Annotated in this window: 14 protein-coding genes and 1 tRNA gene; 14 read left to right on the top strand and 1 reads right to left on the bottom strand. The window is 61.9% G+C overall.

Annotated features, from left to right (window positions below; genetic code table 11):
• Positions 1–34 precede the first annotated feature (34 nt).
• From ACYQ4T_RS19365 to ACYQ4T_RS19310, 12 genes are all read left to right on the top strand, one after another.
• Positions 35–280, top strand: a complete 246-nt coding sequence (locus ACYQ4T_RS19365; protein ID WP_459857634.1) for a DUF5659 domain-containing protein — start codon at positions 35–37, stop codon at positions 278–280.
• 349 nt (positions 281–629) lie between these two features.
• Entirely contained in the window at positions 630–857 is a 228-nt protein-coding gene (locus ACYQ4T_RS19360) for a hypothetical protein (RefSeq protein ID WP_459857632.1), read from the top strand.
• Positions 847–3,849: a DUF7146 domain-containing protein gene (locus tag ACYQ4T_RS19355; protein WP_459857630.1), complete on the top strand. Its 3,003-nt coding sequence runs from the start codon at positions 847–849 to the stop codon at positions 3,847–3,849. The genes ACYQ4T_RS19360 and ACYQ4T_RS19355 overlap by 11 nt, the downstream gene beginning before the upstream one ends.
• A gap of 47 nt (positions 3,850–3,896) precedes the next feature.
• Positions 3,897–4,505 (top strand): hypothetical protein, encoded by a 609-nt coding sequence (locus ACYQ4T_RS19350; RefSeq protein ID WP_459857628.1) that lies wholly within the window; start codon positions 3,897–3,899, stop codon positions 4,503–4,505.
• Positions 4,502–5,311, top strand: a complete 810-nt coding sequence (locus ACYQ4T_RS19345) for a hypothetical protein (protein WP_459857626.1) — start codon at positions 4,502–4,504, stop codon at positions 5,309–5,311. The genes ACYQ4T_RS19350 and ACYQ4T_RS19345 overlap by 4 nt, the downstream gene beginning before the upstream one ends.
• Positions 5,312–5,445: 134 nt before the next feature.
• Positions 5,446–5,598: a FitA-like ribbon-helix-helix domain-containing protein gene (locus ACYQ4T_RS19340; RefSeq protein ID WP_459857624.1), complete on the top strand. Its 153-nt coding sequence runs from the start codon at positions 5,446–5,448 to the stop codon at positions 5,596–5,598.
• 5 nt (positions 5,599–5,603) lie between these two features.
• Positions 5,604–8,693 (top strand): type I restriction endonuclease subunit R, encoded by a 3,090-nt coding sequence (locus ACYQ4T_RS19335; RefSeq protein ID WP_459857622.1) that lies wholly within the window; start codon positions 5,604–5,606, stop codon positions 8,691–8,693.
• Positions 8,683–9,942 (top strand): restriction endonuclease subunit S, encoded by a 1,260-nt coding sequence (locus ACYQ4T_RS19330; RefSeq protein ID WP_459857620.1) that lies wholly within the window; start codon positions 8,683–8,685, stop codon positions 9,940–9,942. The genes ACYQ4T_RS19335 and ACYQ4T_RS19330 overlap by 11 nt, the downstream gene beginning before the upstream one ends.
• Complete coding sequence (locus ACYQ4T_RS19325; RefSeq protein ID WP_459857618.1) at positions 9,939–11,186, top strand: hypothetical protein; 1,248 nt, start codon at positions 9,939–9,941, stop codon at positions 11,184–11,186. The genes ACYQ4T_RS19330 and ACYQ4T_RS19325 overlap by 4 nt, the downstream gene beginning before the upstream one ends.
• Positions 11,183–12,829 carry a type I restriction-modification system subunit M gene (locus ACYQ4T_RS19320; protein WP_459857615.1) on the top strand — a complete coding sequence of 549 codons (1,647 nt, stop codon included), beginning with the start codon at positions 11,183–11,185 and terminating at the stop codon, positions 12,827–12,829. Before ACYQ4T_RS19325 ends, ACYQ4T_RS19320 begins: the two co-directional genes overlap by 4 nt.
• A gap of 53 nt (positions 12,830–12,882) precedes the next feature.
• The gene (locus ACYQ4T_RS19315; protein WP_459857613.1) at positions 12,883–13,341 is read left to right on the top strand and encodes a hypothetical protein; all 459 of its coding nucleotides are present in this window, start codon (positions 12,883–12,885) and stop codon (positions 13,339–13,341) included.
• A gap of 33 nt (positions 13,342–13,374) precedes the next feature.
• Positions 13,375–14,967, top strand: coding sequence for a recombinase family protein (locus ACYQ4T_RS19310; RefSeq protein ID WP_459857611.1), 1,593 nt, complete (start codon positions 13,375–13,377; stop codon positions 14,965–14,967).
• Here ACYQ4T_RS19310 and ACYQ4T_RS19305 read toward each other — a convergent pair.
• Positions 14,935–15,008, bottom strand: a tRNA-Gln gene (locus tag ACYQ4T_RS19305). The two genes, ACYQ4T_RS19310 and ACYQ4T_RS19305, sit on opposite strands and share 33 nt — an antisense overlap.
• Positions 15,009–15,334: 326 nt before the next feature.
• On the opposite strand from ACYQ4T_RS19305, the gene ACYQ4T_RS19300 reads away from it, so the two are divergent.
• Positions 15,335–16,438 carry a Ppx/GppA phosphatase family protein gene (locus ACYQ4T_RS19300; protein WP_459857609.1) on the top strand — a complete coding sequence of 368 codons (1,104 nt, stop codon included), beginning with the start codon at positions 15,335–15,337 and terminating at the stop codon, positions 16,436–16,438.
• A 3-nt stretch (positions 16,439–16,441) separates the two neighbouring features.
• Positions 16,442–17,197: an RlmE family RNA methyltransferase gene (locus tag ACYQ4T_RS19295; RefSeq protein ID WP_459857607.1), complete on the top strand. Its 756-nt coding sequence runs from the start codon at positions 16,442–16,444 to the stop codon at positions 17,195–17,197.
• Positions 17,198–17,225 lie beyond the last annotated feature (28 nt).

Genomic DNA, 17,225 nt, shown 5'->3' with positions numbered 1-17,225 from the left:
AGGAGATTGTTAAGTGTCAACTGGACAGGTCAATATGGAGGCGCCTGTAGACGAGATCGCGTATGAGACGCGCGACTTCTATCTCGCCTGCTTCCTACGTTGCAGAGGGTATGACTTGATCGATCTGCGCAACGAAGGACGTCACAAGATCTTCGTGTTCCGCGATCGGCCGACCAGACGGAAAGACGTAATGGCCTACTTCGGGGACGGCACCACGGTTCCGCCGCTCGCGTTCTCCTGCACCATCAAGGACATGAAGGCCCTGTTGCACAATGCATAACGAACCGAAAGGGGCTGATGCCGGACGTTCCGGAGGGCCCCAATACCAAGAGGCGCTAGAGCGTCTCGCTCAGACCTTCCTCGACGGGCTTCGTCACGGTCACTTTCGGTGCACCATTTCGAGCGGCATCGGTAAAGGAAATCGGCGCGAGCTCGTCATCGAGGCCGGCAAGTCGCACAGGTTCACTATTCCCGAGGAAGAGTTGCCGCGCGGTAACGCGACTTAAGATTGGCGATCCCTGAGACGGGGACGCCGAAGATGCAAATTTTAGGGTCCAGCGTCATCGGTGGGATTCCGAGGCCGGAGGCCAGAGGCACGGAGCGGCGAGAAGCCGACCGTGAGGTCTTCGGTGAAGCCATTACACGCTGCCAACGACAATCTGACCGACCGGACCCGCCAGGTCTGGCAATCCCGCCTTGGGCGCAATCTGAGCCACGAGGACGCCCGGCAGATCGCCGAGAATGTTGCCGGCTTCTTCGCACTCCTCGCCGAGTGGTCGCGAGCCGAGGTGCCGCCGCCAGCGAACGACGACGAGACGGCTGCCGCCTCTGACAATGGAGGGCACCATGAACGCTGAGTGGATCGCCAAAGCCCTCGATGGGCGTAAAGCCGGCGACGGTTGGGCGGCACGCTGTCCGGCACACGACGATCACACCCCAAGCCTATCCATCTGCGACACCGACGACGGCAAGGTGCTGGTGCGCTGCCATGCCGGCTGCGAGCAGAAGCGCGTCATCGGCATTTTGCGATCACGCGGCCTATGGAATCAAATCGGTCAGCGCCTGGTCTCGCGTTCGGCACCGCGCGTCCCATCCCGTCCCCAGCCTGATCGCGACAACACCAAACGGACCGAGGACGCGCTCGCCATCTGGCGGTCTGCGGCACCGGCGGACGGCACGCTGGTCGAGCCCTATCTCCGCTCGCGCGGCCTGCATATCCAGCCGCCGCCCAAGCTCCGCTTCCATGCACGGCTGAAACACCCCTCTGGCGGCTTCTGGCCGGCGATGGTCGCGCTGGTGACACGGGGCTCCGACGACAAGCCGCTCGCGGTCCACCGTACCTTCCTCGCCCGCGACGGCGGCGGCAAGGCGCCCGTCAATCCGCAGAAGATGATGCTCGGCCCCTGCCGTGGCGGTGCAGTAGGGCTCGGGACTCCGGGCGACATGCTGATGGTTGGCGAAGGCATCGAGACCTGTCTCGCCGCCATGCTCTCCACAGGAAACCCGGCCTGGGCGGCGCTCTCCACGTCTGGACTGCGCGCGCTCGACCTTCCACCGACCTTGCGCAAAGTGGTCGTGCTTGCCGATGGCGACGAACCCGGCGACGCAGCGGCGCGCGAATGCGCCAGACGGTGGCAGCGGGAAGGTCGCCGCGTTCGTATCGCGCGCCCACCCGCGGGGGATGGACTTCAACGATCTGCTGATGGACTTCAACGATCTGCTGATGGGTCGAACTTCCAGTATGGAAGAGGGCGCGCCATGAATGACGCCGACAACCTGGTTGAGCCCGAAAATCCCGTCGCCGCCGCAATCGACGCGGCCGAGGAGATCGGCGATCCACTGGATAGACTGGTCGAGAGGACCGCGATCGATCCCGGCGCTCCCTTTGCGCCCGACGTACTGGAGCGCCTCGCCGAGTTGACGAAAGAGGACCGTGCCGCATTCGAAGCGCTGCGCGCGCAGTTGAAAAAGGCCGGCTGCCGGGTGACGGCGCTCGACGAGGCCATCGCCGAGGAAAGTGGCGAAGCCGGCCGGCGAGGTCCGACGCAAGCCGACATCCTGATCGAATTGGCGCAATCGGCGGAACTGTTCCATGCCCCGGACGGTAGCGGCTTCGCCGATCTCGATATTAACGGTCATCGGGAGACTTGGCCGATCCGCGCCAAGGGCTTCCGCCGCTGGCTGGCCCGCCGCTTCTTCGAGGCAACGCAGGGCGCCCCAAGTTCAGAGGCGCTGCAGTCGGCGCTGAACGTGATCGAGGCCAAGGCGCATTTCGATTCGCCCGAGCGCTTGGTCCACATCCGCGTCGGCGGGCTGGACGGCCGGCTCTATCTCGATCTTGGTGACGAGACCTGGCGGGCGGTTGAGATCGACGCGACCGGCTGGCGCGTGATCGAAAATCCGCCGGTCCGCTTCCGCCGCGCCGCCGGCATGAAGCCTTTGCCGATGCCTTTGCCAGGCGGTTCGGTCGAGGCACTGCGTGGATTCCTCAACGTCCAGTCCGACAATGACTTCGTGCTGGTCGTCGCCTGGGCGCTCGCCGCCTTGCGCAATCGCGGCCCCTACCCGGTCATCGTCTTGTCGGGCGAGCAAGGATCGGCGAAATCCACCTTCTCGGCGATCCTGCGGGCGCTGCTTGACCCGAACACGGCACCCTTGCGTGCCCTGCCGCGCGAGGACCGCGACCTGTTCATCGCCGCCAGCAACGGCCATGTATTGGCTTTCGACAACGTCTCGGGACTTCCCGCGTGGATCTCCGACACCCTCTGCAGGCTCGCCACCGGTGGCGGCTTCGCGGTGCGCCAGCTTTACAGCGACCAGGATGAAGTGCTGTTCGACGCTGCCCGCCCGGTAATCCTCAACGGCATCGAGGACATAGTCACCCGACCCGACCTAGCCGATCGCGCCGTGTTTCTCACGCTGGAGCCTATCCCTGAGGAGCGGCGCCGGCCGGAGGCTGAGCTCTGGGCCGCCTTCGAGGCGGAACGCCCTCGTATCCTCGGCGTCCTGCTCGACACGATGGTGCAGGGCCTCAAGCGGCTGCCCGATACCCGTCTGGCTAAGCTGCCCCGTATGGCCGATTTTGCGCTCTGGGCTACGGCCTGCGAGACCGGGCTCTGGCCGGCGGGCACCTTCTGGTCGGCCTATTGCGGCAATCGCGACGAGGCGGTGGAGGGCGTGATCGACGCCGATCCGATCGCCTCTGCCGTGCGTGCCCTAATGGCTTCGCGGACGGATTGGACGGGAACCGCCTCGGATCTTCTGGGTGCCCTGGCCGAGGCTGCGGGCGAGCGAGTCGCCAAATCCAAGACCTGGCCGGACAGTCCGAGGGCACTGGGGGGGCGGTTGCGCCGGGCAGCGACCTTCCTGCGCAAGATCGGCATCGAGATCGGCTTCGAGCGCGAAGGCCGGGCACGGACGCGGATCATCCGCATCTCGACCAAGTCAGAAGGTGCCGGGGCGCGACCGTCCGCTCAGTCCGCATCGTCCGCCCTAGCGGCTAAATCCAGCCCGTCAAACGAGTCTGCGACATCCGACCGGCGGACGGTTGCCGGGTCTGCGGACAGTGCGGGCGAGGGTCTCGTCCCGACCGTCCGCATCAACCCGCCGAAAACCAACAGCGGGACCGCTGCGGACGGTGCGGCCACAAATTGCCCCTTCCAATCCGGACTGGTGCGCGCTGCCACCGAGTGTTCAGCCGACGACCAGCGGGCCTCCTTCGATGAACGCGCCGGTATAGCCGAGTTCGACGGCGGGTTGCCGCGTGCAGACGCCGAGGCGCTGGCTGCTATGGAGGTTGCTAAGACCGTCAAATCTCCAGACGATTTCGATAAAAAAGGGGACGCATAATGGGCGGCATTGGGTCGGGGCGGCCGAGTGGATCGGGACGGGATACAGTGGAATCCTGCCGTTCGATCGACGTGAACCGTCTGCACAAGACGGGTTGCCTTCAGCCGGGCTGGCGAGGTGGGTGGCAGTGGACCGCCGACGGCCGGAAGGTCGCCTCGATCAATCTGCGCACCGAGGCCGACCGGCTGAACCTCTCCTATCGCATCCGCATCTCGGGTGGCGAATGGGAGGATGTGTCGGAGACTGTCCGCATCGTCCAGGTGCCCTGTCCGTTCGGGGGAACGCGCCCCTATTTCATTTGTCCTGGCGTGGTGAACGGGGTCGCCTGCGGGAGACGGGCCGCCAAGCTGCACGGATCGGGGCGCTATTTCCTGTGCCGGCATTGCTACCGCCTGGCCTATGCAAGCCAGAGCGAAGGCGAATGGGATCGGGCGCTGCGGCGCGCGAACAGGATCAGGCAGCGGCTTGGCGGTGATCCCGGCATGACCGAGCTGCTTCCAAATCGGCCAAAGGGCATGTGGCGGCGCACCTATGGCCGACTGCGCAAGCGCGCCCTTGAGGCGGAGACGCTGGCCGACGAAGCCTTCGCGATCCGGGCGGCGCGCCTGCTGTCGCGGATCGACGCGCCGAGGCGAAGGAAGGGATTCTGGCAGTGACCGCGACCAAAACAACCCCTCCGGCCCCGAGCGAAAGCACTGAGGTGACCCGCTTCAACGCCCTGCGCCACGGCATCCTTTCCCGCTACACGATCCTGCCCTGGGAAGACGCGGCGGAATACACCGCGCTCCTCGCGGCGCTGGTCGCCGAGCACGCCCCGGTGGGGCCGACCGAGGAGCACTTGGTCGAGGAACTGGCCGGCGTCCTGTGGCGCAAGCGCCGGCTGCGCTTGGCCGAGTCTGCCCTCCACCGGCGCGGCCTCGACGGCACCCTGGCTTCCTATCGCGAGACGGTGAAGGTCGCGCTGGTGCATCTCGACGCGACAGACCAAACCGAACGGGTGGTCGATGCGATTCGCGCAACGGCAAGCGACACCGAAGCAGACATCCGGGAAATGCAGGAGGACGAGGCCATGACACGCCGCGCCCTCAAGCTGCTCGAATCGAGGCGAAACGACTCCTACGAGGCCGCGCTGGCGGCACTGCGGGAGGATACGCAAGAATGGTGGGCGAATATCCTCCGTCGATCCCTCGACGAACTCGAAGAAGGTGAGGCACCGGCTACCGCCGACAACACGGGTCTCAGGCATTTCCTGGAGACCAAGGTACTGCCCTGGTTCGAGACACGGGCGAAGGAACTCACCAACCGACCAATTATCCGCGAGCAGGCCTTCGGCGAGGCGCTCGACCCCGACAAGCTGGATCGGCTCGGCCGCTACGAGGTCCACCTTGATCGGAAGCTCGAACGGATGTTGGCCATGCTGCTGCGCCTCAAGGACCTGCGGGCGGGCGCCGTTCCCGGCTGATCCGTTTGGCAAAACAGTGGCCTGGGTCCTTCCGGGCGAATATGCATCCGGGAGGGCAAGGCGCGGCGTTTCGCTAGCGTCAGGGCGCTTTTTCTGAGTTGCCGGCTGGAAAACCATGCCGCCGACGCTGTGACATGCTCGCCTGGGGATTGATGGCGATGCCATCAACGCTTAGTTTTGCGGGAATCAGGGGGTACGGCATGGCCAGCATCACGATCCAAAACCTCGAAGACGACCTCAAGCGCCGCCTGCGCATACGTGCGGCCGAGCATAGGCGGTCGAGGTAACGACCATGGGCGCTCCCTCCGATAACGACTCCCCGCTCGCCGTAGCATCTCCTTCCGGGCTCCGCGAGGACGCCCTTGAATATGGTTTCATCGGAACGCTCCAGGGCCTGAATTACGAGTATCGCAAGGATATCCGCGACCGCGCCGCGCTGGAGAAGAACTTCCGCGAGAAGTTCGACTCCCTGAACGGCATCAAGCTCACCGATTCCGAGTTCACCCGCCTGCTTGACGAAATCGTCACCCCTGACGTTTTCAACGCCGCCAAGGTCTTGAGGGAAACCAGCGCCTTCACCCGCGACGACGGCACGCCGTTGAACTACACACTGGTGAACATTCGGGACTGGTGCAAAAACACCTTCGAGGTCGTCAACCAGCTTCGCATCAACACCGACTACAGCCACCACCGCTATGATGTGCTTCTGCTCATCAACGGCGTGCCCTGCGTGCAGATCGAGCTGAAGACCCTTGGCATCAACCCGCGCCGGGCGATGGAGCAGATCGTCGAATACAAAAACGATCCGGGCAACGGCTACACCAAGACGCTGCTCTGCTTCCTTCAGCTCTTCATCGTCAGCAATCGCGACCGCACATACTACTTTGCCAACAACAACGCCCGTCACTTCGCCTTCAATGCCGACGAGCGTTTCCTGCCGGTCTATGAGTTCGCCGACGAGGCCAACAAGAAGATCGCCCACCTCGACGATTTCGCCGCCCGCTTCCTCCAGAAGTGCGCGCTGGGCAAGACCATCAGCCGCTACATGGTGCTCATCCAGAGCGAGCAGAAGCTCATGATCATGCGGCCCTACCAGGTCTATGCCGTTCGGCAGATCGTGAAGTGCATCGAGGACAACGCGGGTAACGGCTATATCTGGCACACCACCGGCAGCGGCAAGACGCTGACCTCGTTCAAGGCCTCCACACTGCTCAAGCTCGACGACAAGATCCACAAATGCCTCTTCGTCGTCGACCGCAAGGACCTCGACCGCCAGACCCGCGAAGAGTTCAATCGCTTCCAGGAAGGTTGCGTCGAGGAAAATACCAACACCGCCGCCCTCGTCCGGCGTCTTCGCTCCGAAAGCCACGCGGACAAGGTCATCGTCACCACGATCCAGAAGCTCGGCCTGGCGCTGGACGAAGGCAGCAAGCGTAAAAAGCAGCGCAGGCGGAACGACCAGCCCACCTACAAAGAGCTGCTGGAGCCGCTGCGGGACAAACGCATCGTCTTCATCTTCGACGAATGCCATCGATCGCAATTCGGCGACAATCACCAGGCCATCAAGGCGTTCTTCCCTAAGGCCCAGCTGTTCGGTTTTACCGGCACGCCGATCTTCGAGAAGAACGCCAGCGCGCAGAAGATCGAGGATGCGCAGGCTTCAATGCGCACCACCGAAGACCTCTTCCAGAAGCAGCTCCACGCCTACACCATCACGCACGCCATTGAGGACGGGAACGTCCTGCGCTTCCACGTGGATTACTTCAAGCCCAAGGAGGAAGCGGGCAAGAAGCCGCCTAAAGCCGGGGAAGCCATCGCCAAGCGTGCGGTCATCGAGGCAATCCTTGCCAAGCACGACGCCGCCACCGCCGGGCGCCGCTTCAATGCCATCCTTGCCACCGCGTCCATCAATGACGCTATCGAATACCACGGTCTGTTCAAGGCCATGCAGGCGGAAAGGCAGGCGGCCGATCCCGAGTTCCGGCCGCTCAATATAGCCTGCGTCTTCTCCCCGCCGGCGCAGCTTGCGGAAAATCCTGAAAGCAAAAAGGATATCGAGCAGCTCTCGGAAGACCTCCAGCAGGAGAAGGAGGACAACAAAGTCGAGCCAGAGAAGAAAAAGGAAGCGCTCAGGGGCATCCTCGCCGACTACAACGCGCGCTATGGCACCAACCACACGATCGGCGACTTCGACCTCTATTATCAGGATGTGCAGAAGCGCATCAAGGACCAGCAATGGCCCAATGCCGACTTCCCCCACGCGCAGAAGATCGACATCACCATCGTGGTGGACATGCTGCTCACGGGGTTCGATTCCAAATATTTGAACACGCTCTACGTGGACAAGAATCTGCGTCACCACGGCCTCATCCAGGCCTTCTCGCGCACCAACCGCGTGCTGAACGGCTCCAAGCCCTACGGCAACATCCTCGACTTCCGCCAGCAGCAGGCCGAGGTGGACGCCGCCATCGCCCTTTTCTCTGGCGAGAAGACCGGCGAGCAGGCGCGCGAAATCTGGCTCGTGGACAAGGCCCTCGTGGTCATCCAGAAGCTTCATGCCGCCGTACAGCAGCTCGACAATTTCATGAAATCGCAAGGCCTGGATGCCGTTCCCGAGGCCGTGCCGAACCTGAAGGGTGACGCGGCCCGTACCGTCTTCATCGAGCGCTTCAAGGAGGTTCAGCGGCTCAAGACCCAACTCGACCAATACACCGACCTGACCGAGGAAAACAAAGCCGCCATCGAGCAGGTGCTGCCGAGCGAACAGCACCGCGGTTTCAAAGGCGCCTATCTGGAGACGGCCCAGCGTCTGAAGGAACAACAGGGCAAGAAGAAGGGCGACAATGAGCCCGGCATGGACAACGCCGACCAGCTGGATTTCGAGTTCATCCTCTTCGCCTCCACCATCATCGATTACGATTACATCATGAGCCTGATCGCCAAGTTCTCGGCCAATGGGCCGGGCAAGTCGAAGATGACCCGCGAGCAGCTCATCGGCCTCATCCTCTCTGACGCCAAGTTCATGGACGAACGCGAGGACATCGTCGCGTATATTTCCACCCTTAAAGCCGGCGAGGGTTTAAGCGAAAAGGCCATTCGCGACGGTTACACCCGCTTCAAGGCCGAGAAAGGCGCTGCCGAACTCGCCGCCATCGCCGCGAAGCACGGCCTTGGCACCGCTGCCTTAGAATCCTTCGTGGACGCAATCCTCGATCGCATGATCTTCGATGCCGAGCGGCTCGGCGATCTCTTCGCCCCGCTCGATCTCGGCTGGAAGGCCCGCAAGGACGTCGAACTCGCCCTCATGGCGGACCTGCTGCCCCTCCTCTCCAAGCGCGCTCACGGCCGCGACATCTCAGGACTCAGCGCATATGAGCAGTAAAGCGAAATCGACTGGCCCGAAGAAAGACGGCAAACCAGCCCTGGTACCGAAGCTGCGGTTTCCGGAGTTTCGGGCGGCGGAGGGGTGGGAACAGAAGCAGCTTGGAGATTTTCTGAGTGAAAGCCGACTGCCCGGCAGTAAGGGCAACGTGGCAAAGAAGATTACGGTGAAGCTCTGGGGAAATGGAGTTTTTGAGAAGAACGAGGCTGTGCAAGGCAGCATAAATACGCAGTACTACCGCCGTAAGGCTGGACAGTTCATCTATAGCAAACTGGACTTTCTCAATCAGGCCTTTGGAATTGTCCCACAGGAACTGGATGGATTTGAATCAACCGTCGATTTGCCTTGCTTCGACATCGCCGACGGAATGAACCCCGGCTTCTTGTTGGAATACGTTAAGCGAAAGGAGTTTTATGAGAGGGTTGGCGAAATTGCCGATGGCAGCAGAAAGGCCAAACGCATCCACGCCGAGACACTCCTAGCGTGCTCAGTTGCGCTGCCATCCGACGCCGAACAAAAAGAAATTGCCGCGTGCCTGAGTTCGGTGGACCAACTGATCGCAGCGCAAGCGCGGAAGGTGGACGCGCTGAAGGCCCACAAAAAAGGGCTGATGCAGCAGCTTTTCCCCCGTCCGGAGCGGATTGAAAATGGAACAAAGGTTCCTAGCGAAACCCAACCCCGCGTCCGCTTTCCCGAATTTGAGGGTACTGGAGAGTGGGAGCCCAAGACGTTGGTTGACGCATGCAGGATGCAGGCAGGGAAATTTGTGGCGGCAGCCGATATCAAAGACGAAGACGCGGGCGAATTGTTCCCCTGCTACGGCGGCAATGGCTTGAGGGGATTCACCGCGAGTCACACGCATGAGGGCGTCTATCCTCTCATTGGTCGCCAAGGGGCACTTTGCGGAAATATTAAGCTTGCTACCGGCAGGTTTCACGCAACCGAGCACGCAGTTGTTGCGACACCGAACCGTGGCGTCGAGGTGGCCTGGCTATATTACTTGCTCGAACTCCTGAACCTGAATCGTTTCGCGACCGGACAAGCACAACCGGGCTTGTCAGTTGATGTGTTAGAGAAAGTCCCGGTTACAATTCCCCACGACAAACGTGAACAGCAACGCATCGCCGATTGCCTGAGCAGCCTCGACGCCCTAATCGCCGCCGAGACGCAAAAGCTCGAAGCTCTCCAGCGCCACAAGCACGGACTCATGCAGCAGCTCTTCCCGTTGCCGGAGGAGTTGGAGACATGAACAACAAGCCAAAAATCAACACGTACACGAACCTGCGTGCGCTGGCACAGAAGTTGAGATCTGATCATAGTGGTGTCGAACTCATCCTCATTTACGCCTACAACCGCACCGGCAAGACGCGCCTCTCGATGGAATTTAAGGATGCCGGTAAGCGCAAGAACAAGGGCAAGCCAGACACTCTCTACTTCAATGCCTACACAGAAGACTTGTTCACCTGGGATAACGATTTGAATGGCGACACCGCCCGCCATCTCCAGATCAACTCTGACTCTACTTTCTTTAACGGCCTTAGGGACCTCGCGCTGGAGGAAACGATTGCCGGGTACCTCGACCGCTATGCCGATTTTGACTTCGACATCGATTACACCGAGTGGAAGATCAGCTTCTCCAAGGAAGTTCTGCGGCAAAGGCGGGGCCTGGAACCTGAGCGCGTCCGAGAAACGAACATCAAGATTTCCCGTGGCGAGCAGAATATCTTTATCTGGTGCCTTTTCATGGCCATTTGCGAGCGGATGCTCGACGGGCATGTCTCCTATCAGTCCTTAAAATACCTCTACATCGACGACCCGATTTCGTCGCTGGATGACAACAACGCCATCTCAGTCGCCTGCGATCTCGCCAAACTCCTCCGCCGCGCCGCCAGCCGGACCGACCCCACGGGCGAACCGGCGCCGATCAAGGTAATTTTCTCCTCACACCACGCACTATTCTTCAACGTGATGTGCAACGAGATCGGCCGATCCAAAGAAGGGGAGCCGAGGGTAATGCACAAACGTTACTTCCTCCACCGCCCGAATGGAGATGGAGCCTACGCTCTGCGCGCCACCGAGGACACGCCGTTTTTCCATCACGTTTCGACACTTGCCGAGCTGCAGCTTGCGGCTGACCCAGCTTCCGGCAAGCTCTACACGTTTCATTTCAACGCCTTGCGCAGCATCATGGAAAAGACCGCGTCATTCTTCGGGCACGCTGACATCGGCTTCTGCCTCAAATCGCTCAACAACGAGGAAGATAGGGCGCTCTATAACCGTGCCGTGAACCTCCTCAGCCATGGCAGATACGCTATTCACGAGCCGGCCGAGATGGGCGAGGACAACAAGGAGCTGTTCCGCCGCATTCTCCGGGATTTCACCTCTAAGTTCCAATTCACCCTGCCTGAGATGGCGGAGACCCCACCTTCTGCCGCGCCAGCACCTGTCGCGGCAGCACCCGCATCCGCGCCGGCAGGAGGCATGACGCCATGAACGACACCAACCAAAAGCAACTGGGTAACACCCTCTGGAGCATCGCCGACCAATTGCGCGGGGCGATGGATGCGGACGACTTCCGCGACTACATGCTGTCCTTCCTCTTTCTGCGCTATCTCTCCCACAACTACGAGACGGCGGCGAAGAAGGAGCTCGGACGGGACTACCCGGATGTGGGCGAAGACGCCCACAAGGTGCCGCTGGCGCTGTGGTATGCGGCCAATCCGGACGACGTCGCGGAGTTCGAAAAGCAGATGCGCCGCAAGGTGCATTACGTCATCAGGCCGGATCACCTGTGGCGCAGCATCGCCAACATGGCCCGCACCCAGAACGGCGAACTGCTGAAGACGCTGCAAAAGGGCTTCGAGTATATCGAGACGGAATCCTTTGAGAGCGCCTTTCAGGGCCTGTTCTCCGAGATTGACCTGACTTCCCCCAAGCTGGGCAGGAGCTACACCGAGCGGAACGCCAAGCTCTGCACCATCATCCAGAAGATCGCCGAGGGGCTGGCGGAGTTCTCAACGGACGTCGACGCGCTGGGCGATGCCTATGAGTACCTGATTGGTCAGTTCGCCGCCGGTTCGGGCAAGAAGGCGGGCGAGTTTTATACGCCGCAGCAGATATCCGGCATCTTGTCCGCCATCGTCACGTTGGACAGCCAGGAACCGAAGACCGGGACGAAGAAACGGCTCGAGAGCGTCATGGACTTCGCCTGTGGCTCCGGCTCGCTTTTGCTCAATGTGCGCAAACGCATGAAGGAGGCGGGCGGCACCATCGGCAAGATCTTCGGCCAGGAAAAGAACATCACCACCTATAACCTGGCCCGCATGAACATGCTGCTGCACGGGGTGAAGGACACGGAGTTCCTGATCTTCCACGGTGACACTTTGCTCAACGACTGGGACATCCTGCGCGAGCTGAACCCGGCCAAGAAGCCCCTGTTCGACGCCATCGTCGCCAATCCACCCTTCAGCTACCGTTGGAGCCCGACCGAAAGCATGGGCGACGACGTGCGCTTCAAGAACTACGGTCTCGCGCCCAAGTCGGCCGCCGACTTCGCCTTCCTGCTGCACGGCTTCCACTTCCTGAAAGACGAAGGCGTGATGGCCATCATCCTGCCCCACGGCGTTTTGTTCCGAGGCGGCGCGGAGGCGGACATCCGCACCAAACTGCTCAAGGACGGGCATATCGACACTGTCATCGGTCTGCCCGCCAATCTCTTCTATTCCACCGGCATCCCGGTCTGCATTCTGGTGCTGAAGAAATGCAAGAAGCCTGATGATGTGTTGTTCATCAATGCCGCTGGGCCCGAGAGTTTTGCCAAAGGCAAACGGCAGAACCAGCTCAAGCCCGAGCACATCGCAAAGATCATCGACACCTACCAGTTTCGGAAGGAGGAGCCCCGCTACGCCCGCCGCGTGGAGATGGCCGAGATCGAGAAGAACGACTTCAATCTGAATATTTCACGCTACATCAGCACCGCGACCGCCGAAGCGGAGATCGATCTGTCGGCGATTCATGCCGAACTGACGGATATTGAGGGCACGATTCAAACGGCGACGGGCAAGCACAATGAGTTCCTGAAAGCGTTGGGATTGCCTCTGTTGCCAACAGGCAATGTCGGCTCACCAAAGGCATAGACAGAGCGATTTCGGCTTGGCTGTGCCGATTCTACCTAAGCGAAGGAGCCGTTATGGTCGAGAACGCCTTCAAGGTGCTCTCCCTCGAAGCGATTGGTACGATAGAACAGGATCGAGATGTGGGAGCGATCCGTGTGTCTGGGGTGATTCTTCGCAAGCTCGGAGGGCGAAACTCTCTCGTGAGGGTCTCGTTGATTGACAATGGGCGCGCAAGGAAGTCGCTCATAAGGATCGTTCGAGCGGCAACCGGCGAAAGGAAGTTGCTCAAGAACGAGATCGCGCTCCAATACGACGATCGACGCGAACTCGGCATCAAGAAAGCTGGGGAATTGCACATCCTACGGATTGAGCAGGTTAGCCAGTGGTTTCGACTACCGGAGTTCCTGTTGCGTCACTCTTCTCCATTGGTGCGACGAGAGGCTGCCTTTTCTATTTCGCTGATGGTGGTTGGAGCGGTTATCGGCTTTCTCCTCGGTATATTTGTCTCCTGGATGTTCCAATCCGGCTCTTGAATTTTCAAATCTGTGTAGTATATACTAAACACTATGAACAAAGCACCTCGCCAGTCCACATCTTCGCGTGCCGTTCAGCCGCCTGCGGTCATATACGCGCGCGTTTCCTCAAAGGAACAGGAGAAGGAAGGCTTCTCAATCCCAGCGCAGTTGAAGCTGCTTAAGGAGTACGCGACCGGTCAGGGGTTCTTGGTCGCACAAGAGTATGTCGATGTGGAAACGGCCAAACAGACGGGGCGTACGGCCTTCGGAGAAATGGTCGCCTATCTCAGGGCTCATCCAGCGGTTCGTGTGATGCTTGTTGAGAAGACGGATCGGCTCTACCGCAATCTCAAGGACTGGGTGACGATCGACGAACTGGGCGTCGAGATCCACTTTCCCAAAGAAGGCGTTGTCCTATCGCGGGAATCGCGATCTTCCGAGAAGTTCATGCACGGCATCAAGGTGCTGATGGCGAAGAACTATATCGACAATCTGTCGGAAGAAGCCCGCAAAGGCATGCAGGAGAAAGCGGAACAGGGCATCTGGCCGACCAAGACACCACTTGGCTATCGGAACATTATCGGCCCCGACGGTAAGAAGATCATCGCTGCGGACCCGGCGACGGCATCGCTTGTCTCCAAGTTGTTCGGCTGGTATGCCGAAGGCGGACTGTCGCTCAAGGAACTCGCCAAGAAGGCGCATGCTGCAGGGCTGACCTACGGCCGCAGCGGCGCAAAGGTGCCCGCCAGCACCGTTCATACGATTCTGCGCAATCGGCTCTATACCGGCTGGTTCGAGTGGAACGGCAAGCTGATCCAAGGCAGGCACGAGCCACTCATCTCGGTCGAACTGTGGGAGCGCGTCCAGGGCATGCTCGACGGGCGCTTCGCGAAGAAGCACCGCCGGATGACCCATGACTTCGCATTCTCGGGGCTGATTTCCTGCGGCAAATGCGGCTGCTCGGTCGTTGGCGAGATTAAGAAGCAGCGCTACGTCTATTACCACTGCACCGGATACGCCGATAAGTGCCAGGGCAATCCAGCCACCTGCCGCCGCCACTACGTTCGGGAGGAGGCGCTCGAAGTCAAGTTCACCGAGTTGCTCGGCCGCCTTCGCTTCGATGACGAGGTCCTGGACTGGGTGCGTGAGGCACTGCTCGCCAGCCATGTCGATAAGCGCCAGGAGCAGGAAGAAGCCATCGCACGCCTGCAAGGCGAGTATGACCGGCTCCAGCGGCGCCTTGATGCAATGTACGTGGACAAGCTCGACGGGCGGGTCGATGCCGCGTTCTTCGACAAGATGTCGGCCGAATGGCGTGCCGAGCAGGACCGGTGCCTGCGCGAGATCGGGCGCCATCAGGAAGCCGACAGGTCCTACATGGTTGAAGGCGTCCAGATTCTCGAACTGGCGCGGAACGCCCAAAACCTGTTCGCCAAGCAGGAACCGCGCGAAAAGCGCCGCCTATTGAACTTTGTGCTATCGAACTGTGCCTGGGAGGACGGGAAGTTGGAGGCCACCTTCCGCCAACCGTTTGACCTGCTTGCTGAAACGACGGCTATCGCCGCCGGCCAAGCGGCCCGAAATATGGCGAATCTGACGAAAAGTGAGATTTGGCTGGGGGACCTGGATTCGAACCAGGGTTGACGGAGTCAGAGTCCGTAGTCCTACCGCTAGACGATCCCCCAGCAGGGGCCTCGACCCGGCGCACTCTATATAGGAGGGACCGGGTCGGCGGAAGCGGGCGGAATTTATCGCCTCGACTCCTGAGTTTCAACCCGCCTTTCGCGCCGGTCGCGCCCCGGCGTTCCGAGGCCTGAAAAGCGCGGAATCCCGCGGGTCTCCCCCCGATTCGGCGGCCCGCCGGCTGAATGCCTGTCCCAAATCCTTCATTTTGCTCATGGATCCGTGTAGGATCGGCGGTGGAACGGTCCAGGCGCGAGAGCGGCCGGCGGTCCGGGAGAGGTCCCGGATCAGCGCGGCGGCGGCGACCCGGGCTGAGGAGTTGCAGACGGTGATTACGGGCCTTTCCGGTCCGGCGGAGGCTGCGCAGCCGGTGTTTGCGCGCGCCGCCCGGCCCGGTGAAATCATGGCCGCGCTCGATCTCGGCACCAACAATTGCCGGCTGCTCGTGGCCCGGCATGCCGGATCCGGATTCCATGTGATCGACGCCTTCTCGCGCATCGTCCGCCTGGGCGAAGGCGTGTCGCAGACCGGCCGGCTCTCCGAAGCCGCCATCAACCGCACCCTCGAAGCCTTGAAGATCTGTGCCGGCAAGATGGCGCGGCGCGGCGTGACCCTCAGCCGTGCGGTGGCGACCGAGGCCTGCCGCCGGGCCGAGAACTGCACCGACTTCGTCGGCCGCACGCTCGCCGAGACCGGGGTCCGGCTCGACATCATCACCACCGGCGAAGAGGCCCAGCTCGCCTTCAAGGGCTGCCTGCCTTTGCTCGACAAGCACCGGCCCTACGCGATCGTCTTCGACATCGGCGGCGGCTCCACCGAGCTGGGCTGGCTGCGCTTCCGCCCCAACCAGCCGCCGGAGATGGTGGCCTGGCATTCGGTGCCGCTCGGCGTCGTTTCGATGACCGAGAAGTTCGGCGCCGAGGCTCAGGCCGGGGAAAGTGCGGAGGCCTTCTATCAGCGCATGGTCGATCTCGTGGCCGCGCATCTCGAGCCGCTGCACCGCGCGGTCAGCGCCGGCCGCGCGATCGGCGCCGGCGAGGTGCAGATGCTCGGCACTTCCGGCACGGTCACGACGCTGGCCGGGATTCGCCTCGGCCTGCCGCGCTATGACCGCGGCCAGGTCGATGGTTCCTACCTCGACTTCGGCGATGTCGAGCGGATCAGCCGCGACATCGCGCTGCGCGACGTGGCCGGCCGCGCTGAGATCCCCTGCATCGGCCTGGAGCGCGCGGATCTCGTGCTTTCCGGCTGCGCCATCCTCTCGGCGATCTGCAAGCTCTGGCCGGTGGGAAAGCTGCGCGTCGCCGATCGCGGCGTGCGCGAAGGCATCCTCATGAGCCTGATGAGCGGCCCGGCGCGCAACGCCGCGCTGGAAGCGGCCATTCCCATCCAGGCTGGCCCCGTCAGCAACGGCCAAGTCCTCCCGGCCTGATCGATGGCACGCAGTTCCAAGGGTGGCCCCAAGGGCGGGGCCAGACAGCCGGACATGACGAAGGGCGGCCGAAGCTCCAACCCATCCGGCCGCGGCTTGACGGAGCGGGTGAAGACCGCCAACAAGCGCACCGCCTCCTCCACGCGCTGGCTGCACCGCCAGCTCAACGATCCCTATGTCGCCGAGGCGAAGAAGCAGGGCCTCCGCTCGCGCGCGGCGTTCAAGCTGCTGCAGCTGGACGAGCGCTTCCATTTCCTGAAACCCGGCGCCCGCGTGGTCGATCTCGGCGCCGCGCCCGGCGGCTGGACCCAGGTCGCCGGCGAGAAGGTGCTCAAAAGCGGACGCGGTAAAGTCATCGGCATCGACATCCTGGAGATGGACCCGGTGCCGGGCGCGGAAATCCTGCATCTCGACTTCATGAGCGACGAGGCGCCGGAGAAGCTCAAGGCCCTTCTGGACGGCGAGGCCGACGTGGTGCTTTCCGACATGGCCGCCTCCGCCACCGGGCACCAGCAGACCGACCATCTGAAGATCATGGCGCTGGCCGAGACCGCCTATGCCTTTGCCCAGGAGGTGCTCGCCCCCGGCGGCACCTTCATCGCCAAGGTGCTGCAAGGCGGCGCCACCGGCGACCTCCTCAAGGAGCTGAAGCGCGACTTCGAGGAAGTCCGCCACGTGAAGCCGGCCGCCAGCCGCAAGGATTCGGCGGAGATCTACGTGGTGGCACTCAGTTTCCGGGGCAGGTCGCCTGCCCGTTGAGCCCGCCCGCCCTGCGTCGCCCTTGCAG

The organism is Dongia sp. agr-C8 (genome assembly GCF_054658695.1).
Note: the sequence above shows the minus strand (reverse complement) of the source record. Positions and strands in the feature narration are given on the sequence as shown.

What these genes read in the sequence shown, in the direction of transcription:
- ACYQ4T_RS19365 (WP_459857634.1), top strand. Translation starts at nt 35, where the DNA reads ATGGAGGCGCCTGTAGACGAGATCGCGTATGAGACGCGCGACTTCTAT.
- ACYQ4T_RS19355 (WP_459857630.1), top strand. Translation starts at nt 847, where the DNA reads ATGAACGCTGAGTGGATCGCCAAAGCCCTCGATGGGCGTAAAGCCGGC.
- ACYQ4T_RS19340 (WP_459857624.1), top strand. Translation starts at nt 5,446, where the DNA reads ATGCTCGCCTGGGGATTGATGGCGATGCCATCAACGCTTAGTTTTGCG.
- ACYQ4T_RS19335 (WP_459857622.1), top strand. Translation starts at nt 5,604, where the DNA reads ATGGGCGCTCCCTCCGATAACGACTCCCCGCTCGCCGTAGCATCTCCT.
- ACYQ4T_RS19330 (WP_459857620.1), top strand. Translation starts at nt 8,683, where the DNA reads ATGAGCAGTAAAGCGAAATCGACTGGCCCGAAGAAAGACGGCAAACCA.
- ACYQ4T_RS19325 (WP_459857618.1), top strand. Translation starts at nt 9,939, where the DNA reads ATGAACAACAAGCCAAAAATCAACACGTACACGAACCTGCGTGCGCTG.
- ACYQ4T_RS19320 (WP_459857615.1), top strand. Translation starts at nt 11,183, where the DNA reads ATGAACGACACCAACCAAAAGCAACTGGGTAACACCCTCTGGAGCATC.
- ACYQ4T_RS19315 (WP_459857613.1), top strand. Translation starts at nt 12,883, where the DNA reads ATGGTCGAGAACGCCTTCAAGGTGCTCTCCCTCGAAGCGATTGGTACG.
- ACYQ4T_RS19310 (WP_459857611.1), top strand. Translation starts at nt 13,375, where the DNA reads ATGAACAAAGCACCTCGCCAGTCCACATCTTCGCGTGCCGTTCAGCCG.
- ACYQ4T_RS19295 (WP_459857607.1), top strand. Translation starts at nt 16,442, where the DNA reads ATGGCACGCAGTTCCAAGGGTGGCCCCAAGGGCGGGGCCAGACAGCCG.